Below are 19,041 nucleotides of genomic sequence, written 5' to 3'. Positions count from 1 at the left end.
CATTTTTGAATCATATTAATTAGGTCTTTTGCCTATCTATATCTATTAATTACCACTCTGATGGGCATCAAGTTCCTTTGCTCATTTTTTGAGAACCTTTGCCAATGATAGTTTCAGTTCCTCCCACAGAGTCATCAAAAATAGCATTTATTTATGGTAGCAATATTGTGAAAGAAAAGTATGAGCACTATAAATTTTCTCAAGAGATTACCAGCCAGATAAGAGACCTAACTAAACTAGATAATTGGCATGGTCTACTAGCCTTGTTTGAAGACTATTTCATCATCCTTACCAGTATCCTGATTACTTGTCATCTCACATGGTTTTTCTACCCAGTAACGCTTCTGCTAATTGGATCTCGCCAACGAGCTTTAGCCACCCTAATGCATGAGAGCGCTCATGGAATACTAGCTAAAAACAAATCGTTGAACTGGGTACTCGGTACATTCTGCTCCGGCTACCTGATTTTCCAGCAGATGATTGTCTATAAGAAGTCCCACTGCTTCTTGCATCACAGATACTTGGGCAACCCTGAAGTAGACCCCGATTTTAGGCTTTATCTAGAAGCAGGACTGTACGAGCCACTTAGCCCTAGAGACTTTCTCCTGAAGCATATTATCCAGCCCCTGCTGCTGTTAAAAGTACCGCGTTACTTGGTCTATGTAGTTAAGCATAGACTCTTCTCCAAAGAAGGCAACCGTCAAGAAAGTTTCATCATGTTCGCCTATTTACTCATCCTTATTGATGCATCTATCTGGTTGGGATTTTGGGACAAACTAATCTTATTCTGGTTAGTTCCCTACATCACCGTGTTTCAAGTTTTAGGATGGTTCATCGAACTGGGCGAACACTACCCATTGGTGGGAAACAGCACCGTTGATTTATACATGACAAGGAATCGTTTTAGCCCCTGGTATGAAGCATTCTTTACCAGTATGCACCGCGAGAACTTTCACTTAGTCCATCATTTACTGCCCTCTATACCGTTCTGGAATCTACCGAAGGCACACCTCATTCTTCTTACTGATGCTAAGTACCTTCGGCACAACAGCCAAACGGGAGGAATATTTTTTCCCGCAAATGGTGCTCCCAGTATCGTGTCAAGCTTTATTGAATACCGCTCGGTAAACAAAGCAGCATGAACTTGTACCGATATTTACTGTCATAACCTGAATAAAAACTTCATACTAGGAGCATAAATACGGGGATAAGCTAGACTGGTGTCATATTTCTGATGAATATTTGCGTCAAAGTAGTATTGAAGAAGATATCCAAACTCATACTTATCAAGCTACTTTACTGCACAAAGAATTTGCCTAGCCACTGAATATAGTAATTTTGGTGAAAACCAATCTCAAAACTAATGCACGCAGTCACGTAATTCTATTTTCTAGTGACCTAACTTTGTCATATGAGAAGATCATCGACTATTACAAACTGCGTTTCCAAATCGAATTTAATTTTCGAGATGCCAAACAATTTTGGGGATTGGAAGATTTTATGAATCTCGGACAAACTGCGGTGACTAACGCTGCTAATCTTTCTTTTTTCATGGTCAATTTGTCCCATTATCTTCTAGCTCAGTTCCGTCAAGATAATCCAGGTTTTGGCATTGTTGATCTTAAGGCTTACTGTCGTGGTTTTCGATATGTTCGTGAAATGTTAAAAATGCTTCCCGAACAGCCTGAGCCTATTTTATTAGCCCAGATTTTTGCCAAGCTTACCTCTCTTGGTCGTATTCACAATGTTTCTACAGCCGTTGAACCCTCGTCAATTGACTAAGGTATTGTTTGTGAGGAGTAAATTATTGGCTCTACAAGTAGGCGTTAGGAATCTATATGCCAGCTAAAACAGCAAACCAACAACCCAAAACCCACAAAAAAAGGAGCGAACAATGGACGTAAATGAACTCGCACTTTGGTAAAATAGCTTTAATAAAAGATTAAGGGCGATCGCGCTGTGGTTAAAATGGCTTTGATACAAGATGAGAAGCGATGGCTCTACTTTTCCCAAAGAGCGATCGCGCTAACTTGAAAACCAGATTGGGAAAACTTTTATGTCTTATAGTAAATTTACTCTAAGTAAAGCTGTAGAAGATTTTCAACTGATGATTGTTGAAGGCGATCGCTTTCTACCGGAGATTTCTCCAGTCAACCAGAGTTATTTGCTCGAATGGCGCTAAGAAAAGCCGAAACGCTTGTGGTTTAAGCCGTTTGCAATTGCTTGCGTAATTCATGCTGGGGTTTTGTCATCAAGGGGTAAATTTTGGGGCGACGTTTACGGACTCGTGGTTCACTACGACCTGGGCGTTCCAGAACGCCCTTGTGAGCAATAACTTTAAGTAAAGTGCGATAAATGCGAAGGCGTTTTGTTGAAGTTGCTGCTAATAATTTGGGAATAAAATTAATTAAATGGTGACGAGTACCTTGCAGGGATAAACGTAAGGGAGGAGTATTGTAAGTAGTCCCGGCATCCCACATTAAGCTACGAAGGAGATTGTAAGCTAGTAAATAAACATGAATTTCTTTTACAAAAAATAGCGATGCCTACTGCTGGCTACGCCTACGCAGCCAAGCGTCCACTGCTATTAACGCATTAATACTTGTAATACTTATGCAGCATAGCTTATAGCTTTTCTTAGTGCCATTCGTTATTTGCTCACAGAAAAGCTGCCTACCGACTCGGCTAAAATAATTAAACAGCACAAAGCAGGTGTAATTATCATGCAGGCTATTTTTTGGACTGTAGAAGAAGTTGCCCAAAGAGCTAAACACTTTTACGAAAATGGCATTCGTCAGCAAGTGGAGTGTGATGATAACATTGGCAAGATGATAGTAATTGATGCGGAAACAGGCGAATACGGAATTGATAAAACTGGTGTAGAAACAGCATTAAAGTTAAAGCAAAAGAAACCAAATGCCAGATTATTTACAATGCGGATTGGTTATGATGTTGCTGTCAGCTTTGGAGGAGCGATAGAGCGTACTGTCAAATGATTGATGGGAGATTGATTGACGGCAAAGCGATTGTACGAGTAATTTTTCGTTTACCGACACAACCAGATTTTTCTATTGATTTTATTATTGATACTGGATTCAACGACCATCTTACTTTACCACCACAAGCAGTCAGTGCGATGAATCTGCCGTTATATTCCACTACGCTTGCTAGATTAGCCGATGGTAGGGAGGCGTTTTTATCTATACATTTAGCAACAATTGTTTGGGACAATCGAGAAAAAGTAGTCCCTATTTTAGCATCTGGGTTTAAACCTTTACTGGGAACGGCTTTGATGGAAGGATATCATCTGGAGATTGATTTTGAAGACAATGGTTTAGTTTCATTAGAACAAATCCCACCCTCGATTTCATAAATTCAATATGAGGAGAGATCGCATTCTCCCAGAACCAGACTCAATGACAGCCTGCTACTGTTTTAGTTGGAGGCGGCGTTCCTCACCGCTTACGCCTGTTGCTTTACCTGCTCTTAGGTTTCAACACCTACGCGATCGCTCTTTTACTTGGTGTGGTAGGTTGGAATTGCACTTTTAGATTGAATCGTCTGTTTTCTTTCAACTTGATTTTCCCGCCTCAATGCTGCAAGAAAATGCCGTAAAAATAATTGTTTACAATATTGAATTGGAGCAAATTTCACTATGGAAGGAGTGACGGATAAATTAACTAACTATCAGCAAATAGTGCAGCAATTGTTGATGGGTTATGCAGAAGTTAAGCCAGCTTACGGTGAAATTGAGGTTGAAACTATCTTTGATACGCAGCGAAATCACTATCAAATTGTGCATCTAGGTTGGCAGCATAAGCGCTGGGTGCATGATTGTGTAATACATCTTGATATCCGTAATGAGAAAATCTGGATTTTTTACAATTCAACGGAGCATGATATCGCAACAGATTTAGTCGCTTTGGGCGTACCAAAACAAGATATTGTGCTAGGTTTTCATCCTCCTTTCATTCGGGAGATGAGTGACTATGCAGTGGGCTAAAAGCATAAGTATGAAAGAGGCGATCGCAGTTGTTGGGTGAGAAAGTTGCGATCGCGCGAGGCGTGAAAATGGCTTTGATGAAAAATGGGCGTAAGCAATAGTTTTGTGTGCTAGAACGATCGCTCTGGTGTATTAAGGGCTTTGATGGAAGATGGGCGATCACGATAGTTTTGTGTGCTGGGGCGATCTCGCTCGTGTATTAATGGCTTTGATGAGAGATGGGCGATTTCCCTCCCAAATTTCCCAAAGCGATAATTGCCCGTCTCTCCACAAAAAGCGATCGCGCTTTGGTGAAAGATGGGCGATCGCCTTTCACAAATAAGAATCACCAAGCCGTTTTCAATTAAAAAGCAATTGCTCTGCTATGAAACTTAAAATGTCAACAAAAAAGAGTGGTTTTCTATAATGTCTGATATTTGAATTTTCCATTATTGTCCACTACCAGTCTACTTCCTGCCTTCCATTCGCCTCCTTCATGAGGAAAGGAAAATTTCTTTAAAAGCCCACTCTTATTACTTATCTCGATTTCACCCTGATCTGTCAAAGTCGCTTTTTCTCCAACTCCTCCGATCTGGCCAGTTGCCCACTTTGCATTCGCGCTCGCACCTCCCTCCAAGTATAAAACTAGATTTGTGTCGCGCTGAAATACCAATCTGTATTTTCCGTCCAATGATTCGATTGCCTGTCCTGGCAGTAAATATTCACCTGCTTCCAGATTGTCTCTCTTACCTACTAATTCATCTATTCTGACAAACTGAATATTATAATCATTTTTGATTTTTCTGATGAATTCGGCTGTCCATGCTTGACTATGATTTGCATAATGATCGTGTGATAATATTACCAGATCTTTGTCACCAGCATCCCTTAAAGTGCCTGTTACCAAGTTTTGTATCTGTTCAGCAGTAATTTCCGACTTCCAACTATTATCATCACTACTCCATCCTACGTGATAAGGTTCTTTTGCGAATAGATCGTATTTTCCGACATTGACCATGCCTGTTTTCTTACATGCCTCTTCTATCTCCTTACCGTATTTTCCTTCCGGACAGCGGAAAAATCTTGGTGTGTACTCCCTTTTCAATTCTCCTTCTAAGGCAAATTTATATACATCTTTATTGCATCCTTCTATATCACTTAGTATTGCGCTAGCGTCGTGAGAAGTATGAGAATACATACCATTTCCATTGCCCGACCAGTGAGACCGAGTATGATTTCCCACTAAATGTCCCTCCTTGATCATCTTTGATATACAATCACCGCATTTCTTTACATTGTTTCCCACTACAAAAAAGGTCGCCACTACTCCTGTTTGTTTCAACGCATCCAGTAGGTGATTTGTAACATCACAATTTCTTTTACCATCGTTAGTCCTACTCTCCGTATTATTAGGACCATCATCAAATGTTAGTGCTACTTTCATTGTGTTTTTCTCCATCTTTTTTACGATTAAACTCGAATCGACTATTTCCCTTTTTTCTTTAAAATTAGGAAAGGTCATGTTCAATTCTTAATTCTCGTCTTCATACCTTAAGACGAATGCTGAAGACAATCTCTGAACTTTTAGAGTTAGGGATCTCCAAAAAATAAAGTATCCAATTTCACCTCTTCAAAACGACTTTCCCCCGCTGCTCCCTGCTCCCCTGCCATTAACGCGATAGAATATTTTTTTATTTGTAAGTCCCTAAACCCAGATTACTCTTGGTCGCACAAACACTTAGCGATATTCTAGGATCACGAAGTCAGATTAACGAAGCCAGTCTTTTTTATCGTCAGGCTTTGCAGCTTGAACCTGATTACTGGCTTGCTGAACCAGGAACTGGCATATGCTTCATGATTCACGCAAGAGGTCTATCTATTAGATAGTTGACCAAGGATTGAAAATAGGGAAAATGATACCGAGGAGGAGAGCGGGACGATCGCAAAACTCCTCCCCACCCTTTCCCCACCAGTTGTGCCAACGCCAAAATCGGTGGTAGCAGCAATTCAAACAGCGCCACCTCAACCCACCGACAACCATCACTCCTTACTTCTAACTTCCTTTCAGAAGTCGCCGCAACCTTCACCGATTCCGAGTGCGGCACATCACGCACTACCTCAATCGACTCCTCATCCACAACAATCTCCACTTCCTCCACTACAACGGATAAAGTCACCGTCTCGCCTGCTCCCGCTTCAACACCCGCATTCTCCTGGAAGATTTCCCCTATTTCAGACTCTGTTGCAGTCGCTGGAACCGATAAATCTGTACCAGTCCCCTCCTCTCCGATAAAATATTCCTTCAACTCCTCACGCAGAATAGCCCGCGCCTGGGAGATGCGCTTACAGACATTCTGGTAAGAAATTCCCTGCTGTTCTACTATTTCTTGATGTGACAGTTCTTGATAAAAGTGCAGAATAAACGTCTCGCGCAGCCTTGTCGGTAAATTATCAATAGCACGACGAATCACAATCCTTTTCTCGTCAGTCTCCATTGCACTCTCTGGCGTATCCTCAAAGTAAACCAGTCCTTGCCCCTCACCAGATGGGTAAACTTTTATATCCTCAAGCTGATTCGCCCCCCGACTGCGTTCTCGATGAATATCCACACAGAGATTATGAGTCAGTGTTGTCAGCCATGCCTTAAAATTAGCAATTTCCCCCGCATACTTTTGCGCCTTCTGCCAAGCTTTCAGCATCGCCTGACTGAGCGCGTCTTCAGCATCCGTTGGGTTTCCACCCATCCACTTGACGCAGCAATGATAAAGATAATCTCGATACTGTTGCCATTGCTGCCAAAAAGTCATACTTACATCATCAGAACTACTACGCTCTGATGAGGAGAAAACTGCTGGAGAAACTACCATAACGTGACAACTCAACAATCTAATCAATTTGATTGAAATTCGATTTCAGCCGCCTAGAGTTTAAAAGCAACTCGCATATTAACCCCAGCTAGGCTGAAGCATTGTATTTAGAAGATTTATAGTTTTATTTGGGTAAATAGACCAATAAAGGTATATATTTAGCAAATTGTGCCAAAAATGGTCAGAGTAGAAGGTAAGAGCAATCTCTTATCCCTAGCCTTTAAGCGTTTTCCCGTACTTAGTTGCATGTGCAAAATACTTAACCAAAAATTATTTTGGTAAAGTTTTCAGCATTAGCTAGTATAGTATTTGCTGCTTGTGTTTAAAGTTACTACTATTCTCCGTCTCTGTGCTAGTCGGAAAAGTCGGATATTCAGGTCGGAGCGAGTCGGATTTTGTCTAAAATATTTTTATCTAAGTATAGATACAGCTAAAAGACTCAAGAGAATATACTAAGAGGAAGTAAAGCGATTATTATTAGTAATTTACAATACAAATTATCAAGGGTAATTCCCAACAAGAAGTATATTAATTTTATTGAAGTTTTGAAATAAATACGGTAAGCATACAACCTTAAGAATAGACAATATCTACAAAATGTAACACTTAAGGAAGCAGTAGCGATCGCGAATCGCAGCACTTAATGTAAAGTAAAATAAAATACAATTATCTTCCATCAAAAACCCTGCATAATGACATCTAACCGCCCATGACTCTTGAAGAAGCAATCGAATGGGTAGACTCGACCCTAGAATCCAAAACAGGTAAACACCTGACTGTCCCAGAAAAAGGAATCCTCAAAGCTGCTTGGGAAAACGAAACATACAGCGCTGTTGCGGATAGCCTATACATGAGTGTAGGGCATATTAAAGATTTAGCCTCCCTATTATGGAAACGCCTTTCAGACTTACTCGAAGAAAAAGTAACTAAGAACAACTTTCGCTATTTACTTTTAGAACGAAGCGCCGCCGCCAAAAATGTCTCTCAAGAAATCGAAAAAAGCGACACCTATCAAACTGAAGACCCCAAAGGCAATATTTTAATTGTTGATGACCTCATTGAAAACCTGCATTTTTTAAACGATATTTTAACCAAACAGGGGTACAAAGTTCGCAGTGTAACCAATGGTAATATGGCATTAAGAACTATCCGCAACAATCCCCCGGATGTAATTTTACTTGATATCAAAATGCCAGATATCGATGGCTATCAAGTCTGCTCAATTCTGAAAGCTGAGGAAGAAATTTCAGATATTCCGATTATTTTTCTCAGTGCATTAAACGAAGTTTTTGATAAAGTCAAAGCTTTTGAAGTTGGGGGAGTAGATTATATTACCAAACCATTTCAAACCGAAGAAGTCATCGCTCGCATTCAAACTCACCTAACTTTGCAACAGCAAAAAGCCCAGCTGCGACAAGAAATTGAGAAACATCAACAAACCGCAGAAATTCTCTACCAATCTCGCGCCATTCTCGCCAGTTTGTTGAATAGTTCCAGAGATGGAATTGCTGCTATGCAAGCGGTGAGGGATATGGTAACTGGAGAAATTGAAGATTTTCGCTATTTATTAGTTAATCCTGTATTTGCTAAAATCTTGGGTAGGAAACGAGAAGAATTGACTAATAATTTAGGGCAGAAACAACTCTTGAACCAACTCATTCCCGGATTTTTTCAGCAGTTAGTACAGGTAGTTGAAACAGGAGAATCCCTGGAGCAAGAATTTGTTTGGGAAACCAACCTGCAAAAAAAATGCTATGAATTGATAGCGGTGAAGTTGGGTGATGGCTTTTCGATGACTATACGCAAGGTTAAAGATTATATGGATTTGGGAGAGGAGGGAATATGGAAGAATGCTCAACTAAATTATCAGAGGTAATTAGGGTGAAAAAATATCTATTTATCCTTGTTGGTTAATGTTCACCAATCAATGGTTCAGTTAAATCCAAAATCTTTTCAAATTTAAATCTCTTCACACAATCTTTGCAAGTCTGACAAACTAAAGCATGAGATTCAGGAACTGACTCTAGGATTTGCAAGACTAATTCTGCATCTGCGTCAAGGGCAGCTTCATGCAAATTTATAATCCATGATTTTGGCATTTCTGCGAATAAATCCGTTAAATTTAACGGTTCTACAGTCACATTAGTACGATGAGACAGTGGCTCTTTTTCTTGATAAACATAACGAACTCCCAAATGTTTAGCCATCATCTCAAATATGGTTTCTGTGTAAAAAGGTTTGCGAACAAAATCATCGCAGCCAGCGGATAAAATTACGGTTTTTTCTTCTTCCCATGCACTAGCAGTCAAAGCAATAATTACAGTGGCTTGCCCTTTAGTTGTGCTTTTAATGCGTTTGGTGGCTTCATAACCATCCATTATTGGCATTCGCATATCCATCCAAATTAGATGCGGTGAGTACTCATCCCAAATTTTAATTGCATCTTCACCATTATTAGCTGCTTGCACCGCAAAACCCAGGGGTTTGAGGAGTTTAACTAATAGTTGGCGGTTATAATCTTTATCATCCACTACTAAGATGCGATATTGAGGTTGGTTAGGAGCTAAAGCAATAATGCGATCGCTTTTCAATGGATTCTCAATTTCGCATTCATCAGCAATAACTACTGGTATGTCAAATTTAAAAGTCGTGCCAGAGGGAGTTTCACAGGTAGGGGAGCAAAAAGCTTGACTACTAATAACAGTAATTTCACCTCCCATCAAGCGCACAAATTCACGACTAATTGTTAATCCTAATCCCGTTCCTTGCTGTAATTGCTGCCCCGATGAGGTTTGTACGAAGGGCTGAAATAAATTCTCTAGTTCTTCTGCTGCAATGCCAACTCCTGTATCTGTGACTTCAAAGCTAATAGTTGTTTCTCCCCCATCTGTCTGCATATCTGCATTGATTGCCACTTTAACTGACACGCAGCCAAAAGAGGTAAATTTGATGGCATTACTGATTAAGTTAATCAGTACTTGCCGCAATTTAATCTCATCTGTGCAGATATATTGGGGAACGTTCAGGGCACAGTCAAATTGCAACTGTAAGTTTTTATCTTTGGCTTTCAATGCAAACATATCTTCGATATCGGCTAGCAAATAATATAAATCGAAGTTAGTTGTGGATAAAGCCATGCGCCCGGCTTCAACTTTCGACAAGTCAAGCACTTGGTTGATTAATGTTAACAAATGTTCTCCACTGCGATGAATAATTTCCAGGTTTTCTTTTTGTTCGCTAGAGAGATTTGCATCCTGGTTCATCAGCTGAGAAAAGCCGAGAATCGCATTTAGGGGAGTTCGCAATTCATGACTCATGTTAGCCAGGAATGTGCTTTTAGCGCGGTTAGCAGTTTCGGCTGCATCTTTAGCTTGTTCGAGTTCTGCTTCTATTTTTTTGCGTTCGCTAATTTCCTGTTCTAACCGCACATTTTCAATCAGGGTTTTCTCGGCTTGTTTGCGATCGCTAATATCTTGAACAGTAGCGATCGCATATTCTACATTACCAGTTTCATCAAAAATTGGCGTGCTGGTGACTTCTAAGGGCTTAATCCCCTCAGTTGAGTGTAGTTCCAAATCATCCGCCCTGATTTTTTCACCGCCCAGCGATCGCACTATGGGTAGCTGTTCTAATGGATACATCTGTCCAGTTTCCGCCCGATATATGCGATAGGCTTGTGCAAGTTGTTCGGCTTCAGCTTTGACTAAATCTTGAATCTTCAGTAATTGCTGGGACACTTGATTAGCATAAACCAGTTGTCCTTTGGCATCGTGAACGGATATACCTAGAGGAATGGCGTTGAGAAATTTATTTAGCCGATTTTGCGTCGATTGCACCTGAGTATAAAGTCTAGCATTGTTCAGCGCGATCGCTGCTTGTGTCGAAAGCATTTGTATTACTTTCAGGCGATCGGGTGTAAAAACATCATCTGCAAGATTATTCTCTAAGTAGACAATCCCAATCAATTGCCCTTGATTCAGCAGTGGCGCACAAAGTATTGATTTCGGTTGGTATTTTTTAATATATTTATCCTGAGTAAATCTACCCTCACGGGCAACATTACTTTCAATTAATCCTTCCTGAGTTCTGGCAACATAGTAAATAATTGATGCAGGTAGACAAGTTTCGATAGGAGTCGATTGCAATACGAGAATTTGCTCAGAGTTCGCCTCACCAGATGCTTCAACTCGTAATTCTCCCAAAGATTCTAAAATGAGATAGCCAGTTTGTGCGCCGGCGCTAGATAGCAGAATTCGCATTAAAGTTGCGAGGAGTTTATCTAGTTCAATTTCACTAGCAATTGCAACAGCAGCTTTCATCAGTGCTGCTAAATCCAGAACTTCACCGGCGGTACTACCAGAAGTACTAGGTATGCTGTGGCGTGAATCTAGAGAGGTATTAGTTTTGGTAAAGCGCTGCAAAAGTTGCGGATATTGCTGTTCTAAATCCTTAACTTTTGCGATCGCACCCCAACGCAGATAACAGTGATAAGCATTAATCAGATAACCTTGGGCAACTTGCGCTTTTCCCCAATTGAGGTAAAATTTAGCAGTCAGTTCATTAGCCAAAGCTTCTTCATTGAGATAGTCATTTTCTTTGGCTAAGGTAATAGCGCGATCGTAGCAATCAATCGCTTGAGTATGTTCGCCCAAAACTCGATGCAATTCTGCCTGCACTAGATAGAATTTTTGCAAATGAGTCATCGGTGCAAAATGCGCCCATTTTTTAAGATTTTTCAGCTTTGCTTTCACCTGCTTTTGGATGCGTTTTTGTTCGGATTTAGAAGCATCAGTATAGATAGCTAGGTAAATTAGAGATATGTAAAAATCCGCCAGGGGAATACTACCAACAGCACTATCTTGAGATTCTTCTACTAAACGAGTATATTTCAGAGCTTGCTGATAATCTTGAAATAAATAGCCGAGAAATATTTTATAAAAATACAGATAGTGACAAATATTTTGGGCATTTGCTTCCAGATGAATCGGTAGCATTTTATCTTCGTCATAGCTTTCACCGATTAAACGACAATTATCTTCAGCCTGCCCCATTAAATTTAATATCAGCTGCCGATTGATTTGGATATAATAATAACCTGTTTCTTGTCCCATCTGTTTGAGAGCATTAGCATACCTTGCCATTTCTGGTTCCAATTTTGCTAATTCCTGTCCCAGAATATATGCATGATGGGTGTATGAAGTTGCCGCATAAGCAGCGTATTCTACATCCCCGGTTTCCAATCCAATTACATAAGCATCCCGCAAAGGTGCTAAGGTTTCTTTAATATGCTCTTTCCAATGCTTAATAAAGAAATTAACGACAAAAAATATTCTGGGTTTAAGTTCTTTGGCATTGAATTTATCCAGCAATTTCAGAGCAAGTTGACCGAATTGATAGCCTGATTCTATATCTCCGACAACTTCTCCAGAGAGAATTAATCCGTAAGTTGCATAAGCATAGCAAGAAGTAGCTGTATTCCCATATTTGAGAGATAAATTGACCTGTTCAAACACAATTAAAGCAAAGAGTTCTGGTATTGCAAAATAAGCAGGTGCTACCACATCCGACAAAATCCGCATTGCTGCTAACTTGTAAGGATCTGTCATTTCTGGCAATTCGATTAATGCCTCAATTTCTTTGCCTGTTAAACTTAACTTTGTCTTTATAAGCTTGAGTAAAATATCTATTTTATTAGGTTTATCGGGAAAGTGAATTCCCAACATTTTTAAGACTGATAGCGCGGTATCAATTGCTTGTATAGGATTGTTTTGGGATGTATAAGCTTGGATTTTGACTTGATAAACTTTTACTTTATCTAGTAACGAATTAGCTTTTTGCAGCACTATGCCAACTAATTTCTCCATCTCCTCAAAGTTGCCACAGGAACTTGCTACCTCGGCAGCTTCCACATATAATACTAAAGTTAAATCATACTGACTTTGCCAACTATCAGCACTTAAGCAATTTCTGCCTATTCTGAAGTAATTACCAGCAGTTTTCCAGGCGGCTGAGGCTTTCGCTTTTTTCCCAGCAATCAGATTTAATTGGACGATTTTATCTCGTTCTTCTTGAACGTTAACTGTTTCAATACCTAAGTTTAGTTGATTGACAATATCAAAAATCTTTTGTTGTCGTAACTGTGGCGGAGTATTTTGTAATAACAGTTGTCCAACTCTCCAGTGAACAGCTTGCTTTTCCTCGATAGGAATTAAGAAATAGGCAGCTTGCTGAATGCGATCGTGAGCAAATTTATAAGTAATTTTTAATTCATGCAATTCTCGGTCTGTTTGGATAAATTTGTAGTCGTCGCCGATAGGTAATATCAGTCCGGCTTGCATAGCATTCCATAATTCTTTAGCCGTTTCTTTTTGGGTTTTTTCATTGATAACTGCTAGGGTTTTTAAATCAAAAGAGTTACCAATACAAGCAGCTAATTGTAAAACTTTTTGTGCTGACTCTGATAATCGTTGAATCTTTTCTGTCATTAATTCAACAACATTATCCGTTATGCTGCTATTGATAATTTGTTCTAAATTCCAAGACCAAGAGCCAGCATTAGTATCAAATTTCAGCAATTTATCTGCATAAAGCGACTTGATAAATTCTTTGATAAAAAAAGGATTACCCTGTGTTTTCTCCCAAAGCAAATGAGCGAATTTTTGTGTATCGATACAATTAGTTTTCAGTATATCTGCAATAAATTCATTAATTTGATTGAAATTTAGGGGTGAAAGGGAGAGATGATTAACAACTAACCCCTGCTTATTCATTTCTGCTACAGTCAGCATCGCGGGATGAGTTGCACTGACTTCGTTATCTCGATAAGCTCCAATTAAAAACAGATATTGAGTATTAGCATGGGTCATTATCAACTGGAGCAATTGCAATGTAGCACTGTCTGTCCACTGTAGATCGTCTAGGAATATAACTAGGGGATGTTCTTTTTGAGAAAATACTTGGATAAAGTTTTGAAAAACTAAATTAAACCGATTTTGTGCTTCTGTAAAAGGTAATTCTGGGACAGCAGGTTGTTTACCAATAATCAGTTCAATTTCGGGAATAACATCAATAATAATTTGTCCGTTAGCTCCCAATGCAGCTAAAATTTTCTCTCGCCACTGTTGTAATTGCAATTCATTTTCAGTAAGTAATTGACGCACTAATTCTTGAAAGGCAGCGACTAAAGCTTGATAGGGAATATCGCGGTGAAGTTGATCAAATTTTCCGCTAATAAAATATCCACGTTTTTCAGTAATTAGCTTATAGAGTTCGTGGACTAAAGCTGATTTCCCAATACCAGAGTACCCAGAAATTAGCATGAGTTCAGTTTTACCAAGACTTGTGCGCTCAAAAGCGGTCAATAAACTCTCAATTTGCGATTCTCTACCGTAAAGTTTTTCCGGAATTTGCAATTGATGGGAAATATCTTGACATCCTAAAGTAAATCTTTGGATAGCACCGTTTTGATATTGAGTCAAACAAGTTTTTAAATCTGCCTTAATTCCCCAAGTACTCTGATATCTTTCTTCGGGCATTTTCGCCATTAACTTCATGATAATATCCGAGAGATTTATGGGAATTTCTGGGTTGATTTCATGAGGACTTAGGGGTTGTTTAGCAACATGACAATGGACTAATTCAAGTGCATCGTCATAGCCAAAGGGAAGTTGTTTGGTTAGCAATTCGTAGAAAGTGACACCAAGAGAATAAAAATCGGTGCGGTAATCAAGCGCACGATTTATGCGTCCTGTTTGTTCTGGAGAAATATACGCTAATGTCCCTTCTAGAACATTCGGACTTTGGAGGGCAAGATTTTCTTGGGATAAAAGAGTAGATAAACCAAAATCGATAATTTTTAATTGTCCTGTTTGAGGATTGAAGACAATGTTAGATGGATTGATATCTTTATGAATAATATTGTGTTGATGAACTCTGCCTAAAATATCTGTAATTTGGATGGCGAGGTTAAGGAACCCTGGCACAGAAAAGGAAATTTTTTGCAACAGAATTTTTAAAGACTCTCCACCAAAATCCTCCAATAACATGAGGAGGGTATTCTGGTATTTTCTCAACTCGTAAGCTTTAATTATTCCTTCTAAGTTAAGACTACGAGTGATTTCATATTCCTGCTGATAGCGGTAAAGTTCGGCAGGCGTAGGATAATCTTCCTTGAGGAGTTTCAAAATTACGGTTTGCCGATTGGTATTAAATATGCCTCGATATACGAATGAATTAGCACTTTCGTAAATTTTGCTGACAATTGTGACATCTGGCAGTGAAATCATCTGGCGAGTAACAAAATAGCCTGAAAAGCTTAGTAAATAAAGTTTATAGCAAGTTATGATTACAAAATATAGATTTATTTCTAAGTAAATCTATGTGTCTATAATGTTACCAATATTTTATCGCTCTAGGTTATCTATTGTCTCAGTATAGGCAAAAAATTTTACTCATGGTGACAATCCGCTATATCTCCATTGCTTCACCACATCACCATAGGAAAGCCGCTAGAATAGATCTGTAGGCAATTAACACTCATTATTTACCAGTGTATGCCACGCTGAGTATTATAAACTTTCATCTTCATCTATTTAGCGATCGCCTCGAAGCATATATCACATCTAATTCTTCTTAGATGCGAAACAATTCACCATTAATTGCCTTTTCCCAAAAATTAGGAACGCCATCAGCGTCAGCGTCTTTCAATACTAGCCTTAACCACTTGAAGCATATTTTATACTTTTTTCTGAATTCAGCCTTGACATATCGAGTTGTTGTGCAGATATAATTGTGGATGACAATTAAAACTTAAAAAACCAAAATTAAATAAATCAACCTAAGCCGGGGATGTGAATCTCCGGCTTTTTTAGTAATTTAACTAAAATCCCAATCAATGTCATATTCATGAGGGATTTGAATATCATAAATATTAGTCACTAATATTTATGATACTTGAATAAGTTAAATATACTTATTTGGAATTCAACCCAAAGGTTTTTAAGTTTTGAATTGGCAACAAATTGAAAGGTAAAAATTTAAATACTTAGGAGCATGAATTAAAATGAATCACAAAATGCATCCCTTACAGGCAGAGAAAGTGAGCCTAGGTACATACAATCTAATCATCCAGACCTTCGATATAAAAGGCAAAGAAAATCCTAGTCGAAACGACTATATTCAAGCGTTTAAGCTTTTACCAGATTTTGTTCTCAAGGCTAATAGAATTTTAATCTCTGAGCTACAAGAAAGGGATTTAGGAGTATTACTTTCGTCTCATCGAGATGCTTTTAAGGCTATACATAAGTGGTTAGTTCACTTTGATAGCACTGAGAATAATAGCTTTCTTTTTGACCCACCAAAACTGCCTTCTGATTGGGAGTTAGATTATAAACCTCATGGTAAACAATCTTGGGCTTTGCTAAATCTCTGTAGAGAAATTCTCAAACGCGACCAATTTGGATGGAAAGAGTCAATTAAACATCTTTCTGCTGCTGAACTTTGGTTTAGCTGCGAATTTGAGCGATTGGAGAATACTTTTAAAACAATAGGAATTTTAGGAACAAGTTCTTGGAGAGGAAAACATTCTGAGTGTGATGCAATGTCAAAACGAATAGATGATAACTTTAATTCTCTTCTTTCACGAAGATTTGCAGAAGCTTGTGATTTTCAGGCACATCAAATTCAAAGTTGGGACTCTACAGAAGAAGCTATCAGAGTACACGCTGAAAAAATTGCACAACAGGACATTCAGTTTAGTGTTATCTACTCCAAATACATCAAGATTCGGAAACAGGCTCTAAGAAGCGTTCGTAATAATCCCAATCTACAGTTTGCTGCTTTAGAACAAAATGGTTCCCTATCTGTCGGTGGAAAGGGTAAGCGAGGCAAAAGTCAAAAACCTCGAAAGGGGTTTTGTAAACAAAAGTAACAAGTAACGAAAAAGCTGCACAAAAGATGAAATTTAAAATCTGCTCTGACAAGCTAGTTTCAGAGCAGATTTTTTTAGGAGGTGAAATAAACGAGTAAATGATGGTTTTTGCTTTCTAATTTCTATTCGTAATTAACAAAGTAAATTGATAGGAAAGGACTAATTTAAACATGAAATAATCTCTTGATTTGACTAGCTTTTGTGCATACCCAGCAGGGAGTAGATATGCACAAAAATCTGCTAATATTCTCATATTAATGTCTTATTAATATGAATAGCAATGAAATAATTCTCACTAAATTAGCAAGGAGCTAAATGTCCAACGAATTAGAAAAAACCAAAAGAATAGTTGGTTATGCTAGAGTCTCTTCTCGTGAGCAAGCCGTTGATTCTCATGCTTTGGAGCAACAGATAGCAAGACTAGAAGCCGCCGGAGCAACAGAGATTTTTCAAGACATTCAATCTGGTAGTAGGGACAATAGACCTGCTTTGAAAGAATTGATGAAATCAATCAGCGAAGGAAAGATAGATGAAGTCGTCATCACTAGAATAGATAGAATTGCACGGTCTTTACCGAAACTGCGAGAATGTATAGAAATTTGTGTCGATGCTGGAATAAATCTCAGAGTTTTAGATCAGGCGATTGATTTGACTACATCCCAAGGCAAATTAATGCTTAATTTATTAGGCTCTCTTGCGGAATGGGAAACTGACCTTCTATCAGAGCGAGTACGTCATGGTAAAAAGTACCGTCGCGATAAAAAAGCAGCTAGCGAATCCTATCCTTGGGGTTATAAAACTGTTAACGATCGCTATCAACTCAATGAGACTCCATTTCTCTGTCTCATATCCAACAGACCATCTAATTATCGGGAACTATACCATGAAACCGATGTAACAAAACTAAATGCTTTAACCGTTAAAGAGATTGCCAGAGATTGCATTGATATTTTTTTCGACCTTAAAGGAGCTACTAGGGCTTTAAAAGCCATATTTCAAAAATATGGTTTAGCTAAAATAAATTATCGGAGAACTGGTAGCGATGGGAAATTGCATTGGACAGTTACAGGATTTATTTGGTGGTTAAGTAATCCTGTGTTATGTGGTCATACTGCCTATCTGCAACGAATTAATCTAGGGAAAGGTAAACGAAAGAAGAATCAACGCGAAAACTGGGAATTTGTCTATCATACACATCCCGAACACAGGCTCATTACTGATGAAGAAGCCTTAGAAATTCAGCGCATACTCAAGTTTAATAATAAGAAAGGGCCAATTGCAAATCCAGAACTTGATGGGACTAACTCATATCGGGAATATGCATATCAAAGTGGGCTTGTTTTCTGTGCTGAATGTGGTTCTAAATGCATTACTAAAAGTGCCAAACGTAGAGACGGAGGAAAGTATTACTACTTTGCCTGTAGATATGCAGGGATAGGATGTACAAATCTAATATCTACCCGGAAACAAAATATTGAGGATGCTCTGATTCAGACTTTAGTGCAACGTTCTCAGGCTCTCATAAGTGAGCTAGAACAATCTCCTGTACCACCGGAAAAGTCCGAGAAGTTAAAGGAATTGGAATCAAGGCTAGATGCGCTCAAAAAAATTCCGGGTTTTGATCCAGACTTAGAAAACCTCAAGGCTAAGGTTCGCCAGCAAATTGAGGAAGAAATTAATCCTTTTATCTCTGATTCTATTTTGAATAAGACTACGGAGGAAATTATTCGTGCTGGGAATAATTTGGCAATTTGGCACACGCTTTCTCCTGATGATAAGGTCAAAATTTTTCCGCAGATCGTCCATAGGATCGCTGTCCACAACAGAGAAGTTAAAGAAGTTACTCTCAAGATTTGAAGTTTATTCTACTTTGCGATTATGAATACCCAAAAGATTTTTGATTTCAATAAACTTAGATGTGAAGTTGCTATGCAACAAGCTCTACAGGAATGGCAACCACAGCCTAAAACCTATGGTCTTGAATGTCCCAGATGCAATTCCACTCGGCTTGTGAAAATTGGTAGACCTGATGGAATACAAAAATATGTATGTCATGACTGCGATCGCACTTTTAAAGAAAGGCCAAAGTTTGTGTGTGAATGTTTAATCCCAGGAACTCAGGTAAAGTGCCAATCATGTCCTCAGTTTAAGGAATTTTTAGGTATAGTCAAGCAGCAAACAGATGAATTGCGTTCTTTGAGTTTTCAGGAGTTAGAAAACCTCAAGTCTTCTTATACTGTGGCTGAAACGCTTGATTAATATAA

15 protein-coding genes and 1 pseudogene are annotated in these 19,041 nt (G+C 38.8%); 12 read left to right on the top strand and 4 right to left on the bottom strand.

Going from position 1 to position 19,041, the window contains the following annotated elements:
* The first annotated feature begins 104 nt into the window (after positions 1–104).
* The 3 genes and pseudogenes from gntB to AACU33_RS17195 all read left to right on the top strand — a co-directional run bounded on the left by gntB (position 105) and on the right by AACU33_RS17195 (position 2,182).
* On the top strand, positions 105–1,142 hold the full coding sequence (gene gntB, locus AACU33_RS17205; RefSeq protein ID WP_096589832.1) for a guanitoxin biosynthesis L-arginine gamma (S) hydroxylase: 1,038 nt from the start codon (positions 105–107) through the stop codon (positions 1,140–1,142).
* 55 nt (positions 1,143–1,197) lie between these two features.
* Positions 1,198–1,782, top strand: a pseudogene (locus tag AACU33_RS17200) (transposase); the annotation flags it as partial.
* A gap of 274 nt (positions 1,783–2,056) precedes the next feature.
* Positions 2,057–2,182 carry a hypothetical protein gene (locus tag AACU33_RS17195; protein ID WP_339376094.1) on the top strand — a complete coding sequence of 42 codons (126 nt, stop codon included), beginning with the start codon at positions 2,057–2,059 and terminating at the stop codon, positions 2,180–2,182.
* A gap of 22 nt (positions 2,183–2,204) precedes the next feature.
* On the opposite strand, the gene AACU33_RS17190 is transcribed toward AACU33_RS17195, so the two are convergent.
* Positions 2,205–2,480: a hypothetical protein gene (locus AACU33_RS17190; RefSeq protein WP_339376093.1), complete on the bottom strand. Its 276-nt coding sequence runs from the start codon at positions 2,478–2,480 to the stop codon at positions 2,205–2,207.
* Positions 2,481–2,723: 243 nt separating this feature from the next.
* Between AACU33_RS17190 and AACU33_RS17185 the strand changes: the two genes are divergently transcribed.
* The 5 genes from AACU33_RS17185 to AACU33_RS17165 all read left to right on the top strand — a co-directional run bounded on the left by AACU33_RS17185 (position 2,724) and on the right by AACU33_RS17165 (position 4,325).
* Positions 2,724–2,996, top strand: a complete 273-nt coding sequence (locus AACU33_RS17185; protein ID WP_096595283.1) for a hypothetical protein — start codon at positions 2,724–2,726, stop codon at positions 2,994–2,996.
* Positions 2,993–3,373: a clan AA aspartic protease gene (locus AACU33_RS17180; RefSeq protein ID WP_096589831.1), complete on the top strand. Its 381-nt coding sequence runs from the start codon at positions 2,993–2,995 to the stop codon at positions 3,371–3,373. The genes AACU33_RS17185 and AACU33_RS17180 overlap by 4 nt, the downstream gene beginning before the upstream one ends.
* A gap of 7 nt (positions 3,374–3,380) precedes the next feature.
* The gene (locus AACU33_RS17175) at positions 3,381–3,551 is read left to right on the top strand and encodes a hypothetical protein (RefSeq protein ID WP_339376092.1); all 171 of its coding nucleotides are present in this window, start codon (positions 3,381–3,383) and stop codon (positions 3,549–3,551) included.
* A gap of 104 nt (positions 3,552–3,655) precedes the next feature.
* Complete coding sequence (locus AACU33_RS17170) at positions 3,656–4,003, top strand: XisI protein (protein WP_096589830.1); 348 nt, start codon at positions 3,656–3,658, stop codon at positions 4,001–4,003.
* A 151-nt stretch (positions 4,004–4,154) separates the two neighbouring features.
* A complete protein-coding gene (locus AACU33_RS17165) occupies positions 4,155–4,325 on the top strand; it encodes a hypothetical protein (protein ID WP_339376091.1) in 171 nt (56 codons plus the stop codon).
* A gap of 78 nt (positions 4,326–4,403) precedes the next feature.
* Here AACU33_RS17165 and AACU33_RS17160 read toward each other — a convergent pair whose 3' ends face one another.
* Together AACU33_RS17160 and AACU33_RS17155 are read right to left on the bottom strand one after the other, a co-directional pair.
* Positions 4,404–5,504 carry a polysaccharide deacetylase family protein gene (locus tag AACU33_RS17160; RefSeq protein ID WP_096589829.1) on the bottom strand — a complete coding sequence of 367 codons (1,101 nt, stop codon included), beginning with the start codon at positions 5,502–5,504 and terminating at the stop codon, positions 4,404–4,406.
* A gap of 337 nt (positions 5,505–5,841) precedes the next feature.
* Entirely contained in the window at positions 5,842–6,849 is a 1,008-nt protein-coding gene (locus AACU33_RS17155) for an RNA polymerase sigma factor (RefSeq protein WP_096589828.1), read from the bottom strand.
* Between the two features lie 709 nt (positions 6,850–7,558).
* Here AACU33_RS17155 and AACU33_RS17150 point away from each other — a divergent pair.
* On the top strand, positions 7,559–8,725 hold the full coding sequence (locus tag AACU33_RS17150; protein WP_096589827.1) for a response regulator: 1,167 nt from the start codon (positions 7,559–7,561) through the stop codon (positions 8,723–8,725).
* Between the two features lie 34 nt (positions 8,726–8,759).
* Here the strand turns inward: AACU33_RS17150 and AACU33_RS17145 are convergent, their stop codons facing one another.
* Positions 8,760–15,134: an AAA family ATPase gene (locus AACU33_RS17145; RefSeq protein WP_096589826.1), complete on the bottom strand. Its 6,375-nt coding sequence runs from the start codon at positions 15,132–15,134 to the stop codon at positions 8,760–8,762.
* A gap of 776 nt (positions 15,135–15,910) precedes the next feature.
* On the opposite strand from AACU33_RS17145, the gene AACU33_RS17140 reads away from it, so the two are divergent.
* The 3 genes from AACU33_RS17140 to AACU33_RS17130 all read left to right on the top strand — a co-directional run bounded on the left by AACU33_RS17140 (position 15,911) and on the right by AACU33_RS17130 (position 19,036).
* Complete coding sequence (locus AACU33_RS17140; RefSeq protein ID WP_096589825.1) at positions 15,911–16,777, top strand: hypothetical protein; 867 nt, start codon at positions 15,911–15,913, stop codon at positions 16,775–16,777.
* Positions 16,778–17,092: 315 nt separating this feature from the next.
* On the top strand, positions 17,093–18,634 hold the full coding sequence (xisF, locus tag AACU33_RS17135) for a fdxN element excision recombinase XisF (protein ID WP_096589824.1): 1,542 nt from the start codon (positions 17,093–17,095) through the stop codon (positions 18,632–18,634).
* Between the two features lie 72 nt (positions 18,635–18,706).
* Positions 18,707–19,036, top strand: a complete 330-nt coding sequence (locus AACU33_RS17130) for an IS1/IS1595 family N-terminal zinc-binding domain-containing protein (RefSeq protein ID WP_339376090.1) — start codon at positions 18,707–18,709, stop codon at positions 19,034–19,036.
* Positions 19,037–19,041 lie beyond the last annotated feature (5 nt).

The sequence above is a fragment of the Calothrix sp. NIES-2098 genome (genome assembly GCF_963875125.1).
In the GTDB taxonomy this organism is placed as follows: Bacteria; Cyanobacteriota; Cyanobacteriia; order Cyanobacteriales; family Nostocaceae; genus Aulosira.
Note: the sequence above shows the minus strand (reverse complement) of the source record. Positions and strands in the feature narration are given on the sequence as shown.